Origin of the sequence: Kibdelosporangium banguiense, assembly GCF_017876405.1 — a bacterium.
Taxonomy (GTDB): Bacteria; Actinomycetota; Actinomycetes; order Mycobacteriales; family Pseudonocardiaceae; genus Kibdelosporangium; species Kibdelosporangium banguiense.
The window spans coordinates 9,834,270-9,857,844 of the sequence record NZ_JAGINW010000001.1 but is presented as its reverse complement, the minus strand read 5'-3'; the positions used below and the strand labels follow the sequence as shown (position 1 = coordinate 9,857,844).

The following is a 23,575-nucleotide window of genomic DNA, read 5'->3' as shown; positions in this document are numbered from 1 at the left end:
TTTTCGGAAAATCCAGTCCCGCCAAGGGCTCTCTGTCCATCGGGCCCGGTTGCCCACGACACCCCAAACGATCAACTCGTGGCTTTCATGGCTGCGATGGTGCTGTTCGGATGCCGATGTCGACCGGGTTCGTCGCGCGGGCGCATGAACGGTCCACTGATCGGCTCGAACGAGCAGGCTTTGACCAGACCATCGGTTCCGCGCTGGCGGGCGACGCCATCCACAACGCCCTCACCAGCGACCCCTGGATATCACCACTCGCCACAGCCTGTCGGGGCCGGGCGAATGGCCCCTTTCCAGAGCCCCCTCCTGATGCCACAGACTGGAGTGCGGTGAGTATTTTTCAATGAACGGGTGGGGGATGTCAAGCTGACACTCCATCCGGCGACTGCTCTCGCGTACCGAGAAATATTGGTACCGCGTGTGCATGGTCGCGGTACGGGGGTGATTGGCGGAATAAATCACGCGGGTCATTGTGGGCCCCATGCAAGCGGTGCCGCGCGGCATCACCTCCAGTGATGAGAGCGCCCCATGGGGGCGACCGGGGGGTGCGTCTTGTTTCGGCACAATGAAGCTTTGTCTGAAACTCTGGATCTATCGAGTTCCCATAGTAGTGAGATAGCGAAAGTGATATCCTGACATGCGTGAAGTGATGGATTTGCGAGATGCTCGACAGAATGCAATCGCCTCACATCCGTTCTTTGGCTGGTTGCACGCGGATCATGTGCCGCTCGAGGAGCGCCTGACGTTTGCGCCAATGGCGGCGTTCTTTGTCATGCAGTTCCGGGACATGAACCGTTGGGTGCTGCGTTTCCCCGAGCCGCGGGACGAGTATGAGTGGATTATCGATGCCGGCACCTGGGAGGACGAGAAGCATTCGCATTTGTTCTTGGAAGACTGGCGGAAGCTGGCACTCGATCAGAAGCTGGGGTGGAAGGCGAGTGACATGCTGTGGTGGCTGTTCCTGTCCGAGGATCAAGAAGTGTTCCGCCGGAGCGGCATGGAGTTCATCTCGCTGGCGGTCGAGGATGCCGACGACGCGCTGGTCCGCTTCGGCCACTCGGAGGCCGGGGAAGCCACCGGGCACGTAATGCTCGACAATACGTCGAAGGTCGCGACGGCACTCTCCGAGCGGACCGGGTTGGAATACCGTTACTTCGGCAAGTACCACCTGGACCTCGAATCGGGTCACGTCGCGAATACAGAGGGCGTGTTCGAGGAACAAATCCTCGACAGCCGGCGGCGTGTCAGTGCCATGGAACTGTGCGGGAGAATGTTCGATCTCTTCGAACGCATTTTCGACGGGTTCATGACCTATGCCCACACCTATATCGACTCCGGCACGGTGCCCCGTCGTTCCCCCTCCCGGCGGGCGACCGAGGAGTGGACCGCGCCACCTCTCGCGATCCATCCCGCCGACCACCGCGACGTCGAGATGGCCCGCCTGATCGAGGAGCGCAAGGCACGAGTCGCCACGCACCCCTTCTACGGTTGGCTGAGCAAGGAAAGTGGCCTGTCACCGCTGCAGAAGCTCCAGCGATTCATCCCCATGTGGATGATGGACGTGCTGGGCTACCGGGATCTGAACAAGTACGCCATGTCCTACACCGATCCTGAAAACGCCGCCCAGCAGGCGATCAACGCCTGGGCTTCGAGGCTTTCGACGCACAGTGACCTGTTTCTCGCCGACTGGGACGCCCTCGGGCTCGACACTGTGCTCGGATTCTCCGCCAGCGAGACCCTGGAGTTCATCTTTCTCGATACGGATATGGATCTGCACCGCGAACACATGATCGAGTTCGCCAAGCTCGCGCATCGGCACAGCGACCCGGCCGTGCGGTGGTGGATGATGACCGCCCTGGAATCAACCGGGGAGGCATTCTTCGCCCATACACGTCCGCTCGCCCGAGTAGTCGAAGAGACAACCAACGTGCGGCTGGACTACCTATGCGGACGGCACGACGCGCCACAGTCCGGGACGAGCGTCGGTGGCGTGGACGACGGTGTGCCGCCCGCCTCGCTCAACGCCGTCACCCTGGGCGTCGCACAGGGGCTGGTGAACCACGTATTCGATGCGATGGACAGCCAACTGTGGCGGTCCCTGGCCGTCGCCCGCGCGAACAAGTTCGCTGTGCCGTAGTGAGCGCTGTGTCGTAACGAGGGCGGAGGACCTGACATCATGCATGGCAACAACGCAGAGACGCCGCTGTGGGGGCTTCTCGACCCGGGGATCCGACCGGCCCCTTACCCGCACCACAGGCGTCTGCGCGAGTCGGGGCCGATCCATCACGACCCGATGGGCGCGTTCCTGCTGACCCGGCACGCCGACTGCGCCGCCCTTTTGCGTGACCCACGCTTCGGTCATGGAAAGCTGGTCACCGCGAGGCCGGACGGGAGCCCGCAGGCACAGGTCGGGCGTCCGTTCCTGTTCCTCAACCCGCCCCGCCACACCCGGTTGCGGCACCTGGTTGGCAAAGCGTTCGCGCCACCCGCCGTGGCCATGCTCCGACCACGGATCGAGCGCCTGGTCGCCCAACTGCTCGACGACGCAATCGCGCTCGGCGAGGTCGACCTGATCTCGACGTTCGCCTACCCATTACCGATGATGATGATCTGCGACCTGCTCGGGGTCCCCACCGAGGACCACGGCATGCTCCAGCAGTGGTCGCACGATCTGGCCATGGCGTTCGATCCCGACTTCGATTTCCTCCAGCCACCCGACATCCTGGTGCAGCGGGACCGCGCCTGGTCGGCGTTCGCCGAGTACTTCCTGGACCTGGCCGAGCGGCGCCGCCGACGGCCTCAGGCCGACCTGATCAGCCAGCTCACCGCTGTCGAGGAGCACGGAGACATACTCAGCCAAGAGGAACTGCTCAACACCTGCGAGTTGCTGCTCGTCGCGGGCCACGAGACCACGGTCAACCTCCTCGGCAACGGCACCCTGGCATTGCTGCGACACCCCGACCAACTCGACCTCCTCCGCCGCGATCCCAGACTCGCCGGCAACGCCGTGGAGGAACTGCTGCGCTACGACTCGCCCCTGCAATTCATCGCACGGACCGCGCTGACCGACGCGCAGTTCGCCGGCCGGTACGTTCTCGCAGGCGAACTGGTCATCGCGCTCGTCGCCGCGGCCAACCGCGACCCCGAGGTGTTCAACGACCCGGATCGCCTCGATCTCGCCAGATCTCCCGGCCGCCACCTCGGGTTCGGCCTCGGCATCCACTCCTGCCTCGGCGCGCGACTGGCCCGCCTGGAAGGCCAGATCGCCCTGACCGCACTCGCATCGCTACCCGGACTGGCCCTGGCCGGCGAACCCGTGTACCGGGACAACCCTGTGTTGCGTGGCCCTGCCAGCCTGCCTGTCAGGTTGCGGTGACGCGGGGTGCTGCGGGTTGGTGCTGGTCTGGTGGGTGTGATTGCCCAAGCTGTTCATGTGCAACAGGTCTTCGCCTTTACTGACGCACCATGGCCGCTCGAAGGCGGTCTTCCGGTGTGATCAGGCGGTCATGACTGTCGTCGCCGATCTCGAGCCGCACCCAGTTCACTGTGCCAGTGAAGTCACTGTTTTCGGGTGCGTAGTCGTCGCTGACGGCTGATCCATGGTCTTTGCCCAGGTCCACGGTTTCGTCAGCGGAGAACACCAGGGGGATGGTGGCGTCCAGGCGTCCCTCGCCGATCTGGGCACCGTCGAGGAGAAGAACTACCGTTCCGCCCTTGCCCAGGCCGCCGCCATCGTAGGCGAATTCCATCCGCAACTGGTGGATTCCCGGCCCCAGCTGCGCGTCGCCGGTTACGGTGTACCGGGCTAGTCCGAACAGGTTGTAGCAGTATTTGGGGATGCCGCCCTTGGCGTAGAGGACCCATCCGCCGAACGCGCCGCCCTGGGCGATGACGACCCCGTTCGCGGGCGCGGTGGACACGTCGACTTCGGCGGTCACCCTGTGGGATTTGTTCTTCAGGTTGATGACCGCCCCTTCGGGGAGCCGGCTCATGCCTTTGACCAAGGTCTGGGATCGGCCAGTGACCAGCACCGGACGTCCGGCCAGGTCCGAGTCGAGACGTTCGATCCGGCGGTCGTCGAGCGGAAGCACGTTGTATTTGGTCGCCTCGATCAGGAACTGGCGCTGGAGTTTGCGGAGTTTGTCCGGCATCTCGGCGGCCAGGTCGTGAGCCTGGGTCCAGTCGGTGCCGGTGTCGTAGAGTTCCCACACGTCGTCGTCGAACGCGGGTAGTTCGGCGTGGAACATCCAAGGCGTGCTGTGCCGTGTCACCGCCGTCCATCCCTGGTGATAGATGCCGCGATTGCAGAACATTTCGAAGTACTGGGTTTCCCTGCGCCCGGCTGCGCCGGGATCGTCGAAGCAGTAGCGCATGGACACCCCTTCAATGGGGCGCTGCTGAATTCCGTGGACGAAATCCGGAGCGGGCAGGCCCGCGGCCTCCAAGACGGTGGGGGCGACATCGATGACGTGGTGGAACTGGGTGCGCATCTCGCCGCGCGCGGTGAATCCGTTGGGCCAGTGCACGATGGCCGGGTTACGGGTGCCACCGAAGTGGGAGGCTACCTGCTTGGTCCACTGATACGGAGTGCACATGCAGTGTGCCCACGAGACCGCGTAGTGGTTGTAGGCCGTCGGAGTCCCGAACTCGTCGATGTGTGCGGCCACCGACTCGGCCGTCTCGAGCTGGGCCGCGCCGTTGAGCGAGATCATCTCGTTGAAGGTGCCGTTCGGTGTCCCCTCGGCACTGGCCCCGTTGTCCCCGATGATGTAGTAGACCAGCGTGTCATCCAGCACACCCAGTTCTGCCAGCGTATCGATGAGGCGGCCGACGTGGAAGTCAGTGTGTTCCAAGAACGCTGCGTAGATCTCCATCTGGCGGGCCAGCACCGGTTTGAGTGCGTCATCCATGTCCTCCCACGCCGGAACCTCCTCGGGCCGCGCTGTGAGGTCCGCATCTGGGGGGATCACGCCCATTTCCTTCTGCCGGGCGAAGGTCTCCTCCCGCAGAACATCCCACCCTGCGTCGAACCGGCCCCGGTAGCGGTCCAGCCACTCGGCGGGCACATGGTGGGGAGCATGGGTGGCGCCCGGCGCGAAGTAGATGAAGAACGGTTTGTCGGACGCCAGCGCCTTTTGCTGCTGGACCCACATGATGGCCTTGTCGGTCATGTCCTCGGTGAAGTGGTAACCCTCCGCTGGGAGCTTGTCCGGCTCCACGGGTGTCGTGCCCTCATAGATGGCTGGGTAGAACTGGTTGGTCTCGCCCCCGAGGAAGCCGTAGAAGTACTCAAAGCCGCTGCCGGTCGGCCAGCGGTAGAACGGCCCGGCCGGACTGGTCTCCCACAGCGGGATCTCATGGCACTTCCCGAACTGCGCCGTGGTGTAGCCGTTCAGCTTCAAAGTCTCGGCCAGCGGCGCGCAGTCGTCGGGACGCACCGAGGTGTACCCCGGAGCCGACGTTGCGATCTCGGTGATCCCGCCCATGCCCACCGTGTGGTGATTACGGCCAGAGAGGAGCGCCATCCGCGTAGGCGAGCACAACGCCGTGGTGTGGAAGCGCGTGAACCGCAGGCCGCCTGCGGCCAGGCGCTCCGCCATCGGATTCGACGACGGGCCGCCAAACGCGCTCGACGCGCCGAATCCCACATCGTCGAGCAGGACAATCAGCACGTTCGGCGCGCCCGGCGGTGGTCGCAGCGCAACGACGGGCGGGAAACTGGTATCCGGGTCCTTGGCGTCGTAAGTCGTGATCCCCACATGCTTGCGTTCAGGAATGGGAAGCACGTTCCGGGGACGATCCACCATAGTCATCACATCTCCTAACGGGTCCCACGGCTCGTCCCCGACTCCATACCCCCGCGAGGAACGAGTGCCTGCCTGAACCCGACAGCAGCCGCCGCGGTCAGCCATCACCCTCCATGGGTGAGTCAAGCCCCTCTGCGGCAAGGCATACGTCCGGCATCCACGTGTTCACCGTGATCATCAGTGGTCCACTGTGGGCAGCGTCGATGCGCACCAGGTGCATGAACGCCAGGGAAAGCTCCCCTGTTGCGGCCATAGTCCGGGCGCCACGCGCCGCTCCGGTACCCGTGTCAGTGCGTGAACGCCGGGTATCCACCTTCATGTGACGCGAAGCTGCCCCTGATTCGGATCAACACGAAGGAGGCACGGTATGGCCGGCCATGATCGAACGATTTGGATCAATCCCGCTCAGGGGAGATGTGAACCATGACAACCAGGACGGCCAATCGCCACAATCGCAGCGCGACCATCCCCGCGACACGGCGACACTGCCTGGCTCCGACCGGGATGGGAGTGCCAGGACTCCCAAGTGGACTGTACGGCCTGGCACTCCGGCATCGACGTGGCGGGAGAGTGTCGCCATGACTCGGCGTCCGGACTCGACACGCTCGTTCGACATCGACCGCCTGTGGGCCGGAGGTGGCGCCACCGCAGTGGTCGCGGCTCTGCTTGCCGTCGTCGGGATTCTCATCGCCCGTGGTTTGCTTGACGTCGCCGTACTCGCGCCCAAAGGGGAAGGTGCGTGGGGTAATGCCAACACCCTCACCTACTCCCTGGTGTCCGCCGGGTGCGCGCTCGTGGCCGCTGGACTGATGCACCTGCTGCTGGTAACCACACCGAACGCGACCCGGTTCTTCGGCTCGATCATGGTCCTGCTCACGCTGGTCGCCGTCGTGCTCCCGCTCAGCCTGGACGTCAGACTCGAGAGCAGGATCTTCACGGCGGTGCTCAACTTCCTGATCGGCCTGACAATCACACTGCTGCTGCTCGGTGTGGCGGCCAGCGCCCGGCGCAAATGGGACACCTGGGCCGACTCGGCCGCCTCCACGACCCAGTGGCGCGAACGGTGAACCCCGCCGACCCAAGCTGTCGCGGGTCAGCCGTCGGTCTCGCTCACTGCCGGCACGCGGTCGGGCTCGCCGTACTGGTCTTCGTGTTCTTCGACCAACCGGTGGCCGCCGGACCAGCCGGACAGGCCGACGGACCCTGATTGAGCCGCTCACGACGTCGGTGCCGTGGTGACCGTCGCAGTCGTCGACGAGCTCGGGGCGCAAATGGCGGCGACGTCGCCCAATGCGGCGACGAGGTCGTTCGTGGCCGCGCGCAGGCTGGCGGTGTCGATCGGCTGCGCGTTCAGCGCATCCTGCACCCGCCGCAGGGCCTGTCCGGCCTTGTCCAGGTGCGCGCGGGTGTCGGGCCCGACGGTCGCCTTGGCATCGTCGAACGCGTCGGACAACTCGCCCGCTGCGGCGCGCACCTGGTCGGGGGTCGCGTCCCCAGTGGTCAGTCGGCCAATCTGGGTGAGAAGCGCGTGTGCTTTGTCCGCGACGTTGACGCACTCCGGTCGGATCGACACGGTCGTAGCGGGCCCGGTCGTCGTGGTCGTCGTGGTTTTCTGACTGGGCTGGTCGTTCGTGGCCGACGTACAGCCCGTGAGGGCCAACGCCGCGCAGAACACCAGAGCGGCATGTCGAGCGATCACACGGTTCATGGTCGGGAGTACCCCCGGCGAACGCTTCGCATGTTCCGGGTGAGGTCCGCCACCGCGGGCTTTTCCTCGTACCGTTCGGTCATCGCCGGGCCGCACGGTCGATGGCCTGGTCGAGGGTGATCGCGGCGTCGATCAGCGCCAGGTGGGTGAAGGCCTGGGGGAAGTTGCCGATCTGCTCACCGGTGAGAGCGATCTCCTCGGAGAAGAGCCCGACGTGGTTCGCGTAGGTGAGCATCTTCTCGAAGGCGAGCCGGGCGTCATCGAGCCGGCCTGTCCGGGCGAGCGCGTCGACATACAGGAACGAGCAGAGTGAGAACGTGCCCTCGGAGCCGCGCAGGCCGTCGGGTGAGGCCTCCGGGTCGTAGCGGTGGACGAGGCTGTCGGTCACCAGCTCGTCGTCCATCGCCCTCAGCGTGTCAGCCCACATCGGGTCGAGCGGGGAGATGAACCCGACGCCGGGCATCTTCAACAGCGAAGCGTCGAGCACGTCGCTGGCGTAGTGCTGGACGAACGCGCGGCGCTCGGCGTTCCAGCCCTTGGTCATGATCTGGTTGTAGATCGCGTCCCGAGCCTGCGTCCAGCGGTCGACGGCGGCCGGTCGCCCGTGTGTGACCGCCAGCCGCAGGCCGCGGTCGAACGCCACCCAGCTCATCAGGCGCCCGTAGGTGAAGTCCTGGCGCCCGCCGCGAGTCTCCCAGATGCCCTCCTCCGGCTGGTCCCAGTGCGCGGCAAGCCAGTCCAGCACCTCGCAGATCGCGACCCAGCCCCGGTGCCCGACCGGCAGCGCCCGCTCGTCGGCGAGGAAGATGCTGTCCAGCGCCTCGCCGTAGATGTCGAGTTGGAGCTGGTCCGCGGCCTCGTTGCCGATCCGGACCGGGCGCGACCCGCGATAGCCGGACCAGTGCTCCAGTGCCTCCTCCGTGAGGTCGGAGGAGCCGTCGATCCGGTACATGATGTTGAGCGGGCCGCCCTCGCCGCCGACCCGTTCGGTCACCCGGTCGTACATCCAGGCGGCGAACTGCGCCGCCTCCTCGGTGAAGCCCAGCCGGAGCAGGGCGCGGACGGAGAACGACGCGTCCCGCACCCACGTGTAGCGGTAGTCCCAGTTGCGCTCGCCGCCCACCTGCTCGGGCAGGCTCGTCGTCGGGGCGGCGACGAGCCCGCCGGTCGGCGCATACGTCATCAGCTTGAGCGTGATCGCCGAACGCTCCACTGCCTCCCGCCAGCGCCCGGTGTAGGTCGAGCCGGTGAGCCACGAGTGCCAGAAAGCGACGGTGTGGTCGAACAGTCGCTGGAACTCCGCCAACCGGATCTCCCGCGGCGGGCCGTCCGCTCCCGACTCCAGCACCACTCCGCGCACATCCCCGGCCGTAAGGTCGATCGACAGGTGCACGTCACCCTCGTCCACGCGCGCCTGCGCCAGCCGGGCGTCCCCAGGCTCCCGCACCGCGTGCAGGGTCAACGTCAGGGCATCGGTGCTGAACACCGCCCCGTGCTCGGTCAGTTCCGTACGGTGCGCTCTACGGCCGTAGTCGAATCGCGGGGCGATGTCCACCTCGAAGCTCATCCGGCCGCGGACACAGCGCAACATCCGAACCAGCCGGTGGTTCCCGGTCGGCTCCGGGCCCGACGGCGGCATGAAGTCGACGACCTCGCCCGCGCCGGTCTCTGTGAGAAACCGCGTGACGAGCACGGCGGTGTCCGGGAAGTACATCTGCTTCGACTCGTAGTCCCGGCCCGCCGGCTGCACCCGCAGGTGCCCGCCGCGCTCGTCGTCGAGAAGGGCACCGAACACGCTCGGCGAGTCGAAACGCGGGCAACAGAACCAGTCGACCGACCCATCCGTGCTGACGAGCGCTGCTGTCTGTAGATCGCCGATCAACCCGTGGTCGGCGATCGCTGCCTCGGCCATGACAACCCCTCGAGGTGCGCACACAAGGAGACGTGGCCCGCGGGGCACTCCTCCTCGCGTACCGTCCCCGGAACCAACCCACCGTCCCCGGGAACCGGCATCGGACGCATCACCCGTACCGGAGGAGCGAAGCGCCCGGACGCCCAGCACTCGGTGCGATCCCGGCGTCAGGGGGCAGCGCAATTCCGGTGAGCGGCGTGCGTCGCCGCTCTGCGGCACGGCCCAGTCACCCCTGCGAGGTGATGAGCAGTGTGTGTGGGTTCCGAGGTCTTCGCGAACACCAGTTTCCCTTGCAGGACAGGCACTCCTGCCCACCTACAGCCCGTGTCACCCTGAATCGCGCGAAAGCGGCAGGTTAAAGTGGCCTATTTCTGTTATTGACGCCAACTCGCCATTCAGTTGCTTCCTGTGTATGAGCCCGGGAGGTATGATCCTCATTTCTTCAGTCAGGCGATAGTTTTGTAAACAATGGACGGATAGGTCGATTTACGACGGCTCAAGGAGTTTGCTTGAGTGTTCAGCGGGCGTTCTCCGGAGAACGAGGGTAGTTCCTCACCATCGGTGGTGCTTGCGTTTGACGGTAGAGCGCCGTAGTGGAAGGGCGCCACATGACCACCACGCCGTACGAAGGTCTGGCCGCCGCCCTGCGGGGCGACCTCATCACCCAGTTGGACGCCGGGTACGACGAGGCGCGTGCCGTCTACAACGGCATGATCGACAAGCGGCCAGCGGCCGTCGCCCGCTGTCGGGACACCGTCGACGTCATCGCCTGTGTCCGTTTCGGCCGTGAACACGACCTGGAGATCGCCGTACGGGGTGGCGGTCACAACGCCGCCGGCCTCGGGGTATGGGACGACGCTCTGGTTATCGACCTTTCCCTGCTTCGCAGCACCACGGTCAACCCCGAGAACCACACCGTCCGCGCCGACGCGGGCTGCACCTGGGGCGACGTCGACCACGCGACCGTCGGGTTCGGCATGGCGACTCCCTCAGGCTTCCTCGCGTCCACCGGCGTGGCCGGTCTAACGCTCGGGGGCGGCATCGGCTACCTTGCCCGGCGCTTCGGCCTGACCATCGACAATCTTCTCGCCGCGGATGTGGTGCTCGCCAACGGCACGTTCGTGACGGCCAGCGACAGCTCCCACAGCGACCTGTTCTGGGCCTTGCGCGGTGGCGGCGGGAACTTCGGGGTTGTCACGTCGTTCACCTTCCGCTGCCACGACATCGGTGAGCGCGGCGCGATCATCGGTGGTCCCGTGCTGTACGACTTCGCTGACACCGCCGAGGTGATGCGCTGGTACCGAGAGCTACTGCCGTCGCTGCCGGAGGAGCTCAGCGGCTGGTGCGCGCTGCTCACCATCCCGCCCGCTGCGCCGTTTCCCGAGGAGCTCTGGGGCCGCAAGTCGTGCGCCATCGTCTGGTGCTACACCGGATCGCACGCCTACGCCGACGAGGTGCTCGAGCCGATCATGACGTACGGCTCACCGTTGTTGGTCGGCCTGCACGACATGCCGTTCACCGCGCTGCAGAGTGCGTTCGACGGCCTCTACCCAGCCGGGCTGCAATGGTACTGGCGGGCGGACTTCTTCAACGAGATCTCCGACGCCGCGATCGCCGTGCACAGCAAGTACGGCGCGCAACTGCCGACCGGCCACTCCACCATGCACCTCTACCCCATCGACGGCGCCGCCAGCCGCGTGCCCGCCGACGCGACCGCCTTCGCCTACCGGGACGGCGGCTGGGCAGGGGTCATTGTGGGCGTCGACCCGGACCCGGCCAACGCTGGCGTCATCTCGCAGTGGGCCCGGGACTACTGGCAGGAGCTGCACCCGACCTCGGCCGGCGGTGCCTACGTCAACTTCCTGATGGACGAGGGACAGGACCGGGTCGCAGCGTCCTACCGCGGCAACTACAACCGGCTCGCCCAGATCAAGGACCGCTACGACCCGGACAACGTGTTCCACATCAACCAGAACATCCAGCCCGCCAAAGGGGCCGATCGTTAGTTCCTTGATGCCGTCAGAACGGTCTGATCACTTGTTCGCTGGTCTCTTCGAGGGCGTAGTCGATGGCCTGGTCGGGGGTGAATCGGGTGCCGTGCTGGAAGGCCGCGGTGAACTGGTCGTCCCCGAGCGCGGCGCGAATGTGGTGTTTGCAGTGGTCGTGAAAGGGGACGAAGAACCTCGGGCCGCAGGGAAGCGTCCCGGTTGTGCGCCAGATGGTGTGGGCCGCGCCGAGTAGTCGTGCGGCGCGTGTGTGCCGGCCATCCGCTTCCGTGATCCAGGCCAGCGTTTCAAGGTTGTGGGCGAGGGCCCACCGATCGTCGAATTGTTGCGTGGCGGGGAGGCCGTCCCGGATCAGCCTGGTGGCCTGCTGCCGGTCGCCGGACAGCCACTTGGCGAAGCTGAGCGCCCAGAGCGGGTAGGTCGTGGACGGGTACGCACCCCGGCTGTCGCACAGAGCCAGGCATTCCTCGCCGAAGTCGGCCGCGCGATCCGGGTTCCCGAGGGCCGCGGTGGTCAGAGTCAGACTGATCAAGGCGAGCCAGACGCCGGTCGGGTCGTCGAGCGTCTGGTGGTGGGCCAGGGCGTCCTCGAGGAGCGGGACCGCGCGGTCGAGGTCGTTCTGGAAGAACGCGGCCACACCAAAACCCAGCGTGGTGTGCGCGAGGGTAGGCTCGTCCCCGAGCTGGTGCGCCAGCGCACGGCCTTGCTCCAGCAGGGACAACCCGGTAGCCATGTCGGCCTGCAGCAGGGCGAGCCAGCTACCGGTCCACAGGGCCTTGGCCCGCTGCGGACTCGGCTCCGGGTCCAGCTCCAGGGCCTGGTCGAGCCAGTAGCGGCCCTCGGTGTGCGTGCCGGAGCGGACCCAGTAGTGGAACAGGGCAGCGGTGATCTCCAGCCCGGCCCGTGCCTGACCGGGTTCGGTCAGGCAGAACTCCAGCGTGGCCCGCACGTTGGGGTGCTCGCGGCGCAAAGTTGCGAACCATGCCTGCTCGTTCGGGCCTAGCCACTCCTGCTCCGCCCATGTGACCAGCCACCGGTAGTGGTCCCGGTGGCGTGCGCGCGTGGCCGTCTGCTGGCCGGATGCCGCCAACTGTTCCTCGCCGTACTGGCGGATGGCCTCCAGCATCCGGTAGCGCGCGACGGGGTCGGTGTCATCGCGGGTTCGGGGCAGGACGGACTTGTCCACCAGCGCGGCCACCAGCTCGAAGACATCCTCCCGCGCGATGCCTTGGCCGCTGCAGACCGCCTCGGCTGCCTGCAGGTCGAACCCACCGGCGAACACCGACGCCCGGGCCCACAGCTGCTGCTCGAGCGGCGAGCACAGCGCGAAGCTCCAGTCGATCGTCGCCCGCAGAGCCTGCAAACGCGGGACCGCGATCCGGTTCCCGACGGCAAGGAACCCCAGGTGGTCGTCCAGCCCGGCCAGGATCTCGGTCACCGGCAGCGCCCGGACCCGCAGCGCCGCCAGCTCGATGGCCAGGGGGATACCGTCCAGCCTGCGGCAGATCCGCACAATCGTGGCGCGATTGTGCGCATCGACCGCGAATCCGGGCCGGGCGAGCGCTGCCCGCTCGGTGAACAGCCGCACCGCCTCATGCCGCGCCACAGACCGCGTGGTCATCGACTGTTCCGGATCCGGCACCGACAGTGGCGGCACCTCCAACAGGTACTCCCCGGCCACTCCCAGGACTTGCCGGCTGGTGGCCAGGACCCGCACTCCCGGCGCCACCCTCAACAGCTCGCCGGCCAGCACCGCGCACGAGTCCAGCAGGTGCTCGCAGTTGTCCAGCACCAGCAGCAACTGTTTGTCCTCCAAGTAGTCCGCCAGCACGTCCATGGCAGACCGCTGCCCCTGCCGATCTTGGATACCCATGACGTCGGCCAGCGTGGGAGCCAGCAGCTTGTCCTCGGTGAGCGCGGCCAGCTCGACCAGCCACACACCATCCGGAAACGCCTCGCGCACCTGGGCGGCCACCCGCAACGCCAGCCGGGTCTTGCCGACCCCGGCCACCCCGGTCAGCGTGACCAGCCGCGCCCGCCGCACCAGCCGTACGGCTTGAGCGGTCTCGCGCCGACGACCCACAAAACTCGTCACCTCACCCGGCAGATTTCCCGCCGGCCGATCCGATCCGCCGCCGGCCATCACCGGTCCAGGCCTTCCCGTTGCTCGATGACCCACGCGGCGAGCCGGGTGCGTTTGGTGAAGCCGAGCTTGGCCAGGATGCGTTCCACGTGACCTTCCGCGGTGCGCTGGGCGATCACCAGCCGGGCAGCGATGTCCTTGTTGGACAGTCCTTCCGCGACCAGCTCGGCGACCTGCTGCTCCCGTCGGGTCAATGGCGTCCCCGCGGTATCCGTCGTGGTGGCGGCCGGGGTGGCGGGCGCGGGTTTCTCGCCGAGCGCGTAGGCGATCCCCAGGTCAAGGTCGAGGTCGGCGCCCCGGCCGAACGCGGCTCGGAAGGCGCGGTCGCCTAGGGCACGGCGGGCCTGCTGCTCGCATGTCTCGTGTGCGGCCAGGTGATCTGAGGAGCCGAACAAGGGTTGGCCGCCAACCAGGGACCACAGTTGCTGCGTCACGCCGAGCAGCACCGCGGCCCGCTCGTCCTCGCCAGCCGTCCCGGCGAGCCATGCCTGCTGCTCGACCGTCAACACCGTACCGAAGGTGTCGTCGAAGATGCGCATGACCCGGAGGCTGTCCTTGTTGTGCGTGCTCGCCAGCGCCAACTCGCCCCGCGTCCACTCGGCGAAGGCCAACGCGTCGAGCACGTAGCCCAGGGCCCATTGCTCGCCGTGCCTCTCGCAGAGCGCGCGAGCATGCTGGCTCAGCGTGATGGCACGGGCGAGGTCACCCTGGAAAACGGCTGTCGCGGACAGCGTGACATAGGTGATGATCACCATGCTGTTCAGTTCGCTGAGGGCCTCGAAGCGCCCCAGGGCATCCTCCAGCAGGGCCCGCGCGCGCCGGAAGTCGCCGCGGAACCGTGCGACGGCTCCCTGGATGAACAAGGCGTACGCCAGCACGGTCTGGTCACCGTGCAGCTGGGCCCAGCCGCGACACTGCTCCGCCATGGCCGTGGCGGCGGAGAGGTCGCCCTGCAGGAGGGCGAGGTTGGCGTTGCCCCACAGTGCGGTGGCCCGCACCCTGCCCGGCTGGGCGTCCAGGGTCAGTGCCCGGTCCAGCCAGTGCCGTCCCTCGGCCACGTGGCCGCAGTGCCAGTAGAAGTGCAGGGCCGCGGCCAGCCGCAGCCCAGCCTGGGATTCACCGGGGGTGCTCAGGCAGAACTCCAGCGCGAGGCGCAGGTTGGCATGCTCGCGCCGGGTGCGGGCGGACACCTCGGGCTGGGTGGGGCCGAACCACTCGGTGTTGCCTCGTTCGGCCAGATCCAGGTAGTAGTCCCGGTGCCGTCGGCGCAGCACCGCATCCCGCCCGGCCGCCCGCAGGGCGTCCTGCCCGTAGTGGGCGATGGTGTACAACAGCCGATACCGCACCCGGGGAGCGTGGTGCTGGTCCTCCCTGATCAGGATCGACTTGTCCACCAACCCGGCCACCAGATCGAGCACCCGGTCGCGGTCGATGCCGTCCCCGCCGCAGACGGCCTCGGCCGCGTCCAGGTCGAACCCGCCGGCGAACACCGAGGCCCGCGCCCACAGGGTCTGCTCGGGCGGTGAGCACAGCTGGTAGCTCCAGTCGACCACCGCCCGCAGCGTCTGATGGCGGGCTGGCACCGCCCGGCTACCTCCGCGCAGGAGACGGAACCGGTCGTCCAGCCGGTGCAGGAGCTGCTCCGGCGAGAGTGCCCGCAGCCACGCCGCGCCCAGCTCGATCGCCAGCGGAAGCCCGTCCAGCTGCTGGCAGATCCGCGCGATCGTCCCGTGATTACCGGTAGTGACCTCGAAGCCGGGCCGAACGAGCGCGGCGCGCTCCGCGAACAGGCGTACTGCCTCGTTGCCGTCCAGTTTCCCTTGCTGCGGTAGATGTTCAGGGGCCGGCACCGGTAGGGGCGGTACCGCGAGAACGTGTTCGCCCGAGACACACAGCGCGTGTCGGCTGGTGGCCAGGATCCGCAAGCCCGGTGCCACCGCCAGCAGATCGGTCGTCAGCCCCGCGCACCGGTCCACCAGGTGCTCGCAGTTGTCCAGCACCAGCAGCAGCTGCTTGTCTCGCAGGTAGTCCACCACGACCTCCTGCGGCGACCGCGCGGACTGATCCCGCAGCCCCACGGTGTCCGCGACCGTCTGCTCCAGCAGCGTCCGGTCTTGTAGCGCGGCCAGCTCGACCAGCCACACCCCGTCGACGAACGCCCGCCGCACCCCGGCCGCCACCCGCAACGCCAACCGGGTCTTGCCCACCCCACCGACACCGGTCAACGTCAGCAGCCGAGTGCTGGACAGCAGCCGTTTGACCTCGGAAATCTCTCTTCGGCGGTCCACGAAACTGCTGAGCTCCGCCGGAAGATTGTCGCCATGCTGCCGCGACCTGGTGGTGCCCGGCATCGCCGCGATGCACTCACTGTGACCTTCCGTCACACTGCACAAACCTCCACACCCGAAGAAGACCCGGGCAGCAGGCAAAACCCGGCCTTCAGAATGCCGCAGCAACCCGGATGGCGGAACGGCAGGAGAGACGCAGTGTCGACAATGGCCACTAGACGCCACCCGGCCAGGAAGAACGGTGACCAATACACCACAGCAGGTGTGAGAGCTGGGGCGGTCAGCTCGCCCGGCCGCCCAGCACCTGGAGCAGCGCGACGACCGTGGCTCGCGTTCCGGACGGCAGTGTTGCTGCCGGGGACGTGCCCGGTGCGTCGCGGGGTACGCGGACCCGCAGTGCGCCGGGCAGGATCCGGAAACGCAGGGGAGGCGCGAGGCGCATCGCTTCGCCATCGAGGCTCGCCTCGATCAGGGGGCGTCCCGAGTCCACCACGAACTCCGGTGCCGACCACGACCGGTAGCCGGAAAATCGTGAGATCCGGCCCGCTATCTCGGCCGAGATCAGCGCGGGGACCTCCGCGGCCCGGTTCACCGTCACGGTGACGATGCCAAGGGTTCCGGCGTCAAGGCGCTCCCGGGTGCCGAACCCGCTCAGGTGCTTCAGCCGGTACGGGTCGTTGGAGACGAGCAGGAGATCGGCCGATTCGCGACGGGTTCCGTCGGGCAGAGCGAATCGCAGGTCCGGGCGTTGCGCGTCCGGGCCGAGCAGGTCGGGCAACTGCCGCACCACCGTCGCCGCCTTGGCGTCTCGGTAGGCGGGCGACTGGACAGCGGCCGCGTAGACGCCGAGCGAGACGTTGTTGACGAAGACTCGCCCGTTGAGCTCGGCCAGGTCGACGCGCCGTTCGACGGCGTCGCCGAACGCGGCCAGCGCCGCGGGCACGTCGTCGCGGTCCAGCCCAAGGTCGAGTGCGAAGTGGTTCCGGGTGCCCGCCGGGACACAGACGAACGCCACGCCATGCTGGCGGGCCACGTCGGCGACCAATGCCTGGGATCCGTCGCCCCCTGCCATTCCGAGTACGTCCGCACCGTTTGCGACCGCCTGCTCGGCCAGCGTCCGCAGGTCGTCGCCCGGCCGCAGCTCGAAGGGCTCGACCCCGAGGGCGCGGGCCTTGTCGGCCAGGCCGAACCAGGTGGCCTTTCCGCCGCCGGAGCGCGGGTTCACCAGCAGGACGCCATGACGCGCCGGCCCGGTCCGGCTGACGGCACTGGAGGATGCCTGCCCCAATGCGGCCCTGGTCGCGCCCGCGGATAGCGCGACCAAGGCGGCCACCACCAGGAACCACAGGTACGCGCGCAGATCCGGCAGGGCCGCAGTGGCGGCCAGCGCGAGCACGGCGATCGCGGCGGCCGCAATACGGCGCCGTCCCCGGTGGACCAGCGCCGCCCACGCGGCGGCGATCGCGCAGCCGACGAGCAGGACGGCGGCGATCACCTCGAGCGGATCGCGCAATAGCACGGTAGCCGTGAGGACGAGCGACGCGGCGCCAGTGGCCAGCGCGACGAGTGCGAAGCCGCGCCGTGCCGCCGGGGGAGCGAACCGCATGCCCGGTCATCACCATCCTCTCCTGTCGGAGGCCAACACTGTCTCCGAATCTGCTGCGGCGGGCTTCACCCGGCGCGGAGGAGGCTTGGAGCTTGTCTTACGTGTGGCTGGGTGCTGCCCCAGCCAGACGCCCCGGCGCTGCTGTATGTCTCGCTGGTCCTGTGGCTGCTGTCGGCCGGCGAACCTGGCAGTGGCCGGAGTGCCCGCCCTGGCAGCGCAGGGCATTGTCGAGGCGAACCGGAAGTCCCGGGACGGGGAGCAGTGGCGCGTCGGCCGTCTCGCGGCGCCAACCGGTAACCATTCCGCGGGGGCGTGCGTTCCGACGGCGGATGTACGCGAGGCGCCCGATTCACCCGGCCGGGATGAGCAGGACGCGGTGCCGCCGTCTTAGCCTCGCTCGCATGAAGGAGCCTCGGGGCCCGCCGGTCTCACCGGGCGGTGCGGGACCGTCGGCAACATTCCTGTCCCGGACCGTGGTCGCGCTGCCCGGGACTGTGGCCGAGAGAAAGGGGCGGGCGGACAACGGTGCAGAGCGGGCGGGTGCGGTTCGCCGGACCGAGTCGCTGTTGCCTTTCCGTCCGTTTCGGACAGAATGGGGAAGCGAGACATGGCAGGCCGGACGGCTGAGCGGTTCGCCGGGCGGCGCCGGGCCGCGGGAATCTACGGGGCGATCGTCACCGCGGCCATCCTGACCGCGGCGGGAGGGCAGCTGCCTACTGTGCCCCTCACGATCGCGGTCGTGGTCACGCTCCTGGTCTACTGGACGGCCGAGGAATACGCGGAACTGCTGGGCGGGCACGTCCACGACGGCAGGTTCCCCGGGCGGGCGCAGATTGTCGCGGAGTTGCGCGCCACCTGGCCCATGGTGACGGCCTCCTACGGCCCGCTCGCCGCGCTGCTGCTGGTCCGGCTGGCAGGCGCCTCGCCGGTGACCGCGGCCAACATCGGGCTGGCCGCGGCGGTGGTGCTGCTGATGTACCACGCGTGGTCGGCGGCGCGGGACGCCCAGCTGCGTGGATCGGCGCTGATCGGGATGACCTGTGCGGCCGGGCTGCTCGGCGTCGTCATGATCCTGATGAAGAACCTCGTTCTGGTTCACCTGCACTGAAGGGGATCCAGTCGGTGTTCGTCTCTTCGCGGAACACGGCCGCGGCGGAGTCCACATCGGACGCGATGGTGTCCACGGTGTCCACATCGGAGGGGGACGAAAGACCCTCGACAGGACGGGACAATCCGCCGAGCCTCGACCGGAGGCCGGCACCGAGGAGGCGTCGGATGAACGACGTACGGGCCAAGCGGATAGCGAGTTTCATCGAGCCACTGCGCGTCGAGCCGGGTTCGAAGGTCAGACTGGCCAAGGACTTCGACCCCGCCTTCAAGGCCGGGGTCACGAAGAAGCGGGAAGGCCGCGAGCTGTTGCGGGCCGGGGTCGAACTGCTCGCCGAGTACCAGCGCAGGCTGGCCGCGGAGAAGACCCACGGGGTGTTGTTGTGCCTGCAGGCGCTCGATGCCGGTGGCAAGGACGGCACGATCCGGCACGTGATGAGCGGGGTCAACCCGCAGGGCGTGAAGGTGAGCAGCTTCAAGGTCCCCTCGGCCGAGGAGCTCGACCACGACTACCTGTGGCGCTACGCGTGCCGGCTGCCCGCCCGCGGCGAGATCGGGATCTTCAACCGGTCGCACTACGAGGAGGTCCTCGTGGTCCGGGTGCACCCGGAGAACCTGGACCGGCAGCACCTTCCCGGCGCGTCTGTGGGCAAGGACATGTGGGCCAGGCGGTACCGCGAGATCAACGATTGGGAGCGGTACCTGACCGACAACGGGTTCGCCGTCGTCAAGCTCTTCCTCAACCTGTCGTGGGAGCAACAGCGCGCGCGGTTCCTGAAGCGGATCGACGTGCCCGAGCGGAACTGGAAGTTCTCCGCCGCCGACATCCGGGAACGGAGCTTCTGGAAGGACTACCAGCACGCGTTCTCCGAGATGCTGTCGGCGACGAGCAAACCCTGGGCGCCGTGGTACGTGATCCCGGCGGACCGGAAGTGGTTCGCACGCCTGTGCGCCGGTGCGGTGCTGGCGCACACGTTGATGGAACTCGATCCTCAGTACCCGCGCGTGAGCGACGAGGCTCGTGACGAGCTGCGGAAGGCCAGGGCGGAGCTCGAGGCCGAGGAGAAACCTCCCACGACGGCGGGCGGTTCACGCCGAGCCTGAGAAGGGGTGACGAGATGACGCAACGTTCCGAAGCCCCGGTGCCGACCGTACCGTGGTACGCCCACACCGCCGAGGAGGCCGCCGCCTTGCTCGGTGTCGACCCCGCCCGGGGGCTTTCCGCGGCCCGCGCAGCGGAGTTGTGGCGTGTCAACGGTCCCAACGCGTTGCCGGAGGAGAAACCACGGCCGGGCTGGCTGCGGTTCCTCGGGGAGTACCGCAGCTACATGCAGATCATTCTGGTCGTCGCCGCAGTGGTCTCGCTGGCGATCCAGCAGTGGACCACGGCGATCCTGCTGGTGATCCTGACCGTGGTGAACGCGGTCGTCGGGTTGCGGCAGCAGGGCAAGGCCGACAGTGCGATGAACGCGCTGAAGTCGATGATGAAGGCGACCGCCAGGGTGCGCCGGGACGGGCAAGAGGCGGTCGCCCCGGCGGAGGACCTCGTCGTGGGCGACGTCGTGCTCATCGCAGCCGGCGATCAGGTGCCTGCGGACGGGCGGATCCTGCACGCCAGTTCGCTGCAGATCGACGAGTCCGCCCTGACCGGCGAGAGTGTGCCCGCCGCCAAGAGCGCGCAGGCGCTCCCTGCCGACCGGCTCGGCCCGGGGGACCAGGTGAACATGGCGTTCATGCACACCCCGGTCACCCACGGCAGCGGCGCGATGGTCGTCACCGCGACAGGCGCCGCCACGGAGCTGGGCCGGATCTCCGGGATGCTGTCGGCCACGCCGCCGGAGCAGTCACCGCTGACTCGGGAGCTCAACCGGCTCACCCTGTGGATCGCCGCCGCCGCGGGGCTGACCATGATCGTGATGTTCGTGCTCGGGCTCAACCGGGGGCAGACCTGGGACGCGCTGTTCGTCAGCGCGGTCTCGCTCGCGATCGCCGCGATCCCGGAGGCCCTGCCGACCGTCACCCAGACCATCCTCTCGCTCGGCAGCGTCGACCTGGCCAAGCGCAACGCGATCGTGAAGGACCTGCCCTCGGTGGAGACACTGGGTTTTACCTCGGCGATCAACTCCGACAAGACCGGCACCCTCACGATGAACCAGATGACCGCGGTCGAGGTCGTGGACCCGACCGATCGTTACACGATCTCCGGCAGCGGGTACGACCTGGCGGGCAGCGTGTATCGCGTGGCCGGGTCCACCGACACGATCGAGGGCGCCATCCTGCCCTACCTGGTGGCCAGCGACGCGAAGCTCGTCGAAGGAAAGGTCGTCGGCGATCCCACGGAGGGGGCCTTGCTCGTGCTGGGGCACAAGGCCGGCGTCGACGTCGACGCCACTCGCGCGGCGTTTCCCCGGCTGGCCACCCTGCCCTTCGACCCGACCTACAAGCTGATGGCGACGTTCCACCAGGCCCAAGACGCCTCGGGGCGCCCGGTCATCCGCTGCTTCGTCAAGGGCGCGGCGCCGGCCGTGCTGTCCAGAGCGGGCTCCGCCCTGGCCGGTCAGGAGAGTATTCCGTGGGGCGCGGACCTGTCCGCACGGGCCCAGGCGCACCTGGAACGGATGGAGGGCGAGGGCAAACGCGTGATGGCCGCCGCCACGCGCGACATCGTCCCCGAGCAATTCGATCCGCACGGCGACCTGCTCGGCTACGTCACGGGGCTGCGGGTCACGAGCCTGGTGGGCATGGTCGATCCGCCGAGGGACACTTCGAAGGAGGCGGTTGCCGGCGCGCAGGAGGCTCACATTCGCGTCCGCATGGTGACCGGTGACGACGTCATCACCGGTGCCGCCATCGCCGGGCAGCTCGGCATCTCCGGCGACGCCATGCTCGGCGCCGACTTCGCTGCCCTGCCCGAGCCCGAACGGCTGGCTCGCATCGACGGGATCGGCGTGCTGGGCCGGGTCGCCCCCGAGCACAAGGTGTTGCTCGCCGAGACGCTGAAGAAGAAGGGCGATGTGGTCGCGATGACCGGCGATGGCGTCAACGACGCCCCGGCCATCAAGGCCGCCGACATCGGCATCGCGATGGGCAGCGGTACGGAGGTGGCCAAGAACGCCGGCCGGATGGTGCTGTCCGACGACAACTTCGCCACCATCGTGTTCGCCGTCGAGCAGGGCCGCAAGATCTACGACAACCTCACCAAGTACATCCGGTTCGTCCTCGTCCTGCTGGTCGTGTTCGTCCTGACGTTCCTCGGGGCGGCGCTGTTCGATATCGCGGCAGGGGAGCCGTTCAACCCCGGGCAGGTGTTGTGGATCCACTTCGTTGTCAACGCGGCCTTCGGTTTCGCGCTCGGGTTCGACCGGCAGAGCCCCGGCCTCATGGCCCGCAGCCCGCGTCCTCGTGGCGCATCGGTCGTGAGCAAAGGGGTGATGGTGACGGTCGGGGCGGCAGGCCTGGTGATCAGTGCGATGCTGCTCGCGGTCCTGTACCTGGGCGAGTCCCGCTTCGGCGATCCGCGCGTCGCCAACTCGATCGCCTTCACCACGTTCGCGCTGTGCCTCATCGTGGCCGGCCTCGAATGCCGCAGCGAGACCGCGTCCGTGCTGACGACGGAGACGTTCGACAGCAAGCAGATGAACTGGGTGGTGCTCGGGGAGTTCGTACTCGCCGTGCTGGTGACGCAGATGGACGCGTTCCAGCGGCTGCTCGGCACCACGGAGCTGAACGCGCTGCAGTTCGGCTGGGCGATGGTGCCGCCGGTGGTGCTGCTGATGGTGTGGGAACTGGGCAAGCTGGCGGCCCGCGGCCGGCACGCCAATCGTCCCCAGTGGACAGTGGCATCAGGCCGAACAGGTTCAGGTTGATGGCTTTCGCGATGGCCAGCAATCCAGCCATCTGGAGATTTCCGCCTACCAGTGACCGGTAGGTACGCAAATCCGTCGAGCTATGCAGGCCCGGCCCGGTCACACGGCCCATGTCGTGGTCACCTCGTGTGTCAGACTGGCTGGGAGCCGGCGGTCAGCTTGTTGGAATTGAGTATGTCTTCGCCGTAGAGGTCTTGTAGCCAGTTGGTTTGGTAGATGGTGTCGAGGTAGCGTTCGCCGAGGTCGGGGGCGATGGCTACTGCGGTGAGTGCACGTGTGTCGTGCTGGGCCAGCCAGTCTGTTGCGCCGCTGACCACTGTGCCGGTGGAGCCGCCGAAGAGAAATCCGTTTCGGGCCAGGCGGTGGCAGGTGCGGATGGTGTCGGCTTCTTCGACGTGGATCACGTCGTCTACATAGGATTCGTCGAGCAGTGGTGGACGGACGCTGGTGCCCAGACCGGGGATCATTCGGCGGCGTGGTGTGCCGCCGAAGGTGACCGAGCCGACGCTGTCCACGGCGATGATCCGTACTGGCCGGTGCCGTTCCCAGAAGTAGCGTGCGCAGCCCATGAGGGTGCCGGTGGTGCCGGCTCCGATGAACAGTACGTCCAGTTGTGGGAACGCGGCCGCGATCGCTGGTGCTGTTGTGTGGTAGTGCGCTTTCCAGTTGCCTGGGTTGGCGTATTGGTTGAGCCAGATGTATCGGTTGTCGGAGGCGCAGAGGGTGCGGACGTGGTCGATGCGTGCGCCGAGGAAGCCGCCGTTGGTGTCGGGTTCGGTGATGATGTGGACGTGGCTGCCCAGTGCTTCCATCAGTCGTCTGGTGGAGAGGTTGCAGCGGGAGTCGGTCACGCAGAGGAACTGGTAGCCCTTGCTGGCCGCGATCATGCTCAGTGCCACGCCGAGGTTTCCGGATGAGGATTCGACCAGGATCGATCCCGGTGTCAGGGCGCCGTCTCGTTCGGCGGCTGTGATCATTTCGGTGGCGGCTTTGAGTTTGATGGAGCCGGCGAAGTTGAAGCCTTCGCACTTCAGGAAGAGCGGGTGCCCGACGATCGACCGGAGGTCGACGTAGAGCTCCTCCTCGTTGAAGTCCTGTGGAACGGAGATGACTGGCACCGTTGCACCCC

The 23,575-nt window shown here is 67.5% G+C and carries 14 protein-coding genes; 7 read left to right on the top strand and 7 right to left on the bottom strand.

Annotated elements, in window-relative coordinates; all coding sequences use genetic code 11:
* Window positions 1–640: 640 nt before the first annotated feature.
* A complete protein-coding gene (locus tag JOF56_RS44495; RefSeq protein WP_209645578.1) occupies window positions 641–2,140 on the top strand; it encodes a hypothetical protein in 1,500 nt (499 codons plus the stop codon).
* 39 nt (window positions 2,141–2,179) lie between these two features.
* Complete coding sequence (locus tag JOF56_RS44490) at window positions 2,180–3,379, top strand: cytochrome P450 (RefSeq protein WP_209645577.1); 1,200 nt, start codon at window positions 2,180–2,182, stop codon at window positions 3,377–3,379.
* Window positions 3,380–3,455: 76 nt separating this feature from the next.
* On the opposite strand, the gene JOF56_RS44485 is transcribed toward JOF56_RS44490, so the two are convergent.
* Window positions 3,456–5,816, bottom strand: coding sequence for an arylsulfatase (locus JOF56_RS44485; protein WP_281065585.1), 2,361 nt, complete (start codon window positions 5,814–5,816; stop codon window positions 3,456–3,458).
* A 572-nt stretch (window positions 5,817–6,388) separates the two neighbouring features.
* On the opposite strand from JOF56_RS44485, the gene JOF56_RS44480 reads away from it, so the two are divergent.
* Window positions 6,389–6,877: a DUF6069 family protein gene (locus tag JOF56_RS44480; protein WP_209645576.1), complete on the top strand. Its 489-nt coding sequence runs from the start codon at window positions 6,389–6,391 to the stop codon at window positions 6,875–6,877.
* 149 nt (window positions 6,878–7,026) lie between these two features.
* Here JOF56_RS44480 and JOF56_RS44475 read toward each other — a convergent pair whose 3' ends face one another.
* Window positions 7,027–7,509, bottom strand: coding sequence for a hypothetical protein (locus JOF56_RS44475; protein ID WP_209645575.1), 483 nt, complete (start codon window positions 7,507–7,509; stop codon window positions 7,027–7,029).
* An 88-nt stretch (window positions 7,510–7,597) separates the two neighbouring features.
* Complete coding sequence (locus JOF56_RS44470; protein WP_209645574.1) at window positions 7,598–9,430, bottom strand: glycoside hydrolase family 15 protein; 1,833 nt, start codon at window positions 9,428–9,430, stop codon at window positions 7,598–7,600.
* Between the two features lie 608 nt (window positions 9,431–10,038).
* On the opposite strand from JOF56_RS44470, the gene JOF56_RS44465 reads away from it, so the two are divergent.
* Window positions 10,039–11,436: an FAD-binding oxidoreductase gene (locus JOF56_RS44465; protein WP_209645573.1), complete on the top strand. Its 1,398-nt coding sequence runs from the start codon at window positions 10,039–10,041 to the stop codon at window positions 11,434–11,436.
* Between the two features lie 13 nt (window positions 11,437–11,449).
* Here the strand turns inward: JOF56_RS44465 and JOF56_RS44460 are convergent, their stop codons facing one another.
* The 3 genes from JOF56_RS44460 to JOF56_RS44450 all read right to left on the bottom strand — a co-directional run bounded on the left by JOF56_RS44460 (window position 11,450) and on the right by JOF56_RS44450 (window position 17,473).
* Window positions 11,450–13,531, bottom strand: a complete 2,082-nt coding sequence (locus tag JOF56_RS44460) for an ATP-binding protein (RefSeq protein WP_209645572.1) — start codon at window positions 13,529–13,531, stop codon at window positions 11,450–11,452.
* A gap of 47 nt (window positions 13,532–13,578) precedes the next feature.
* A complete protein-coding gene (locus JOF56_RS44455; RefSeq protein ID WP_307855535.1) occupies window positions 13,579–15,963 on the bottom strand; it encodes an ATP-binding protein in 2,385 nt (794 codons plus the stop codon).
* Between the two features lie 184 nt (window positions 15,964–16,147).
* On the bottom strand, window positions 16,148–17,473 hold the full coding sequence (locus JOF56_RS44450) for a diacylglycerol/lipid kinase family protein (protein WP_245378651.1): 1,326 nt from the start codon (window positions 17,471–17,473) through the stop codon (window positions 16,148–16,150).
* Window positions 17,474–18,080: 607 nt separating this feature from the next.
* On the opposite strand from JOF56_RS44450, the gene JOF56_RS44445 reads away from it, so the two are divergent.
* The 3 genes from JOF56_RS44445 to JOF56_RS44435 all read left to right on the top strand — a co-directional run bounded on the left by JOF56_RS44445 (window position 18,081) and on the right by JOF56_RS44435 (window position 22,446).
* Window positions 18,081–18,581 carry a hypothetical protein gene (locus JOF56_RS44445; protein ID WP_209645571.1) on the top strand — a complete coding sequence of 167 codons (501 nt, stop codon included), beginning with the start codon at window positions 18,081–18,083 and terminating at the stop codon, window positions 18,579–18,581.
* Between the two features lie 167 nt (window positions 18,582–18,748).
* Window positions 18,749–19,684, top strand: a complete 936-nt coding sequence (locus tag JOF56_RS44440; protein ID WP_209645570.1) for a polyphosphate kinase 2 family protein — start codon at window positions 18,749–18,751, stop codon at window positions 19,682–19,684.
* 14 nt (window positions 19,685–19,698) lie between these two features.
* Window positions 19,699–22,446, top strand: coding sequence for a cation-translocating P-type ATPase (locus JOF56_RS44435; protein WP_209645569.1), 2,748 nt, complete (start codon window positions 19,699–19,701; stop codon window positions 22,444–22,446).
* 131 nt (window positions 22,447–22,577) lie between these two features.
* On the opposite strand, the gene sbnA is transcribed toward JOF56_RS44435, so the two are convergent.
* Complete coding sequence (gene sbnA, locus JOF56_RS44430) at window positions 22,578–23,564, bottom strand: 2,3-diaminopropionate biosynthesis protein SbnA (protein ID WP_209645568.1); 987 nt, start codon at window positions 23,562–23,564, stop codon at window positions 22,578–22,580.
* Window positions 23,565–23,575: the final 11 nt, after the last annotated feature.

Coding starts and splice junctions, on each gene's coding strand:
- JOF56_RS44435 (WP_209645569.1), top strand. CDS start 19,699: ATGACGCAACGTTCCGAAGCCCCGGTGCCGACCGTACCGTGGTACGCC.
- JOF56_RS44495 (WP_209645578.1), top strand. CDS start 641: ATGCGTGAAGTGATGGATTTGCGAGATGCTCGACAGAATGCAATCGCC.
- JOF56_RS44490 (WP_209645577.1), top strand. CDS start 2,180: ATGCATGGCAACAACGCAGAGACGCCGCTGTGGGGGCTTCTCGACCCG.
- JOF56_RS44485 (WP_281065585.1), bottom strand. CDS start 5,816: ATGACTATGGTGGATCGTCCCCGGAACGTGCTTCCCATTCCTGAACGC.
- JOF56_RS44445 (WP_209645571.1), top strand. CDS start 18,081: ATGGCAGGCCGGACGGCTGAGCGGTTCGCCGGGCGGCGCCGGGCCGCG.
- JOF56_RS44470 (WP_209645574.1), bottom strand. CDS start 9,430: ATGGCCGAGGCAGCGATCGCCGACCACGGGTTGATCGGCGATCTACAG.
- JOF56_RS44440 (WP_209645570.1), top strand. CDS start 18,749: ATGAACGACGTACGGGCCAAGCGGATAGCGAGTTTCATCGAGCCACTG.
- JOF56_RS44480 (WP_209645576.1), top strand. CDS start 6,389: ATGACTCGGCGTCCGGACTCGACACGCTCGTTCGACATCGACCGCCTG.
- JOF56_RS44450 (WP_245378651.1), bottom strand. CDS start 17,473: ATGCGGTTCGCTCCCCCGGCGGCACGGCGCGGCTTCGCACTCGTCGCG.
- JOF56_RS44465 (WP_209645573.1), top strand. CDS start 10,039: ATGACCACCACGCCGTACGAAGGTCTGGCCGCCGCCCTGCGGGGCGAC.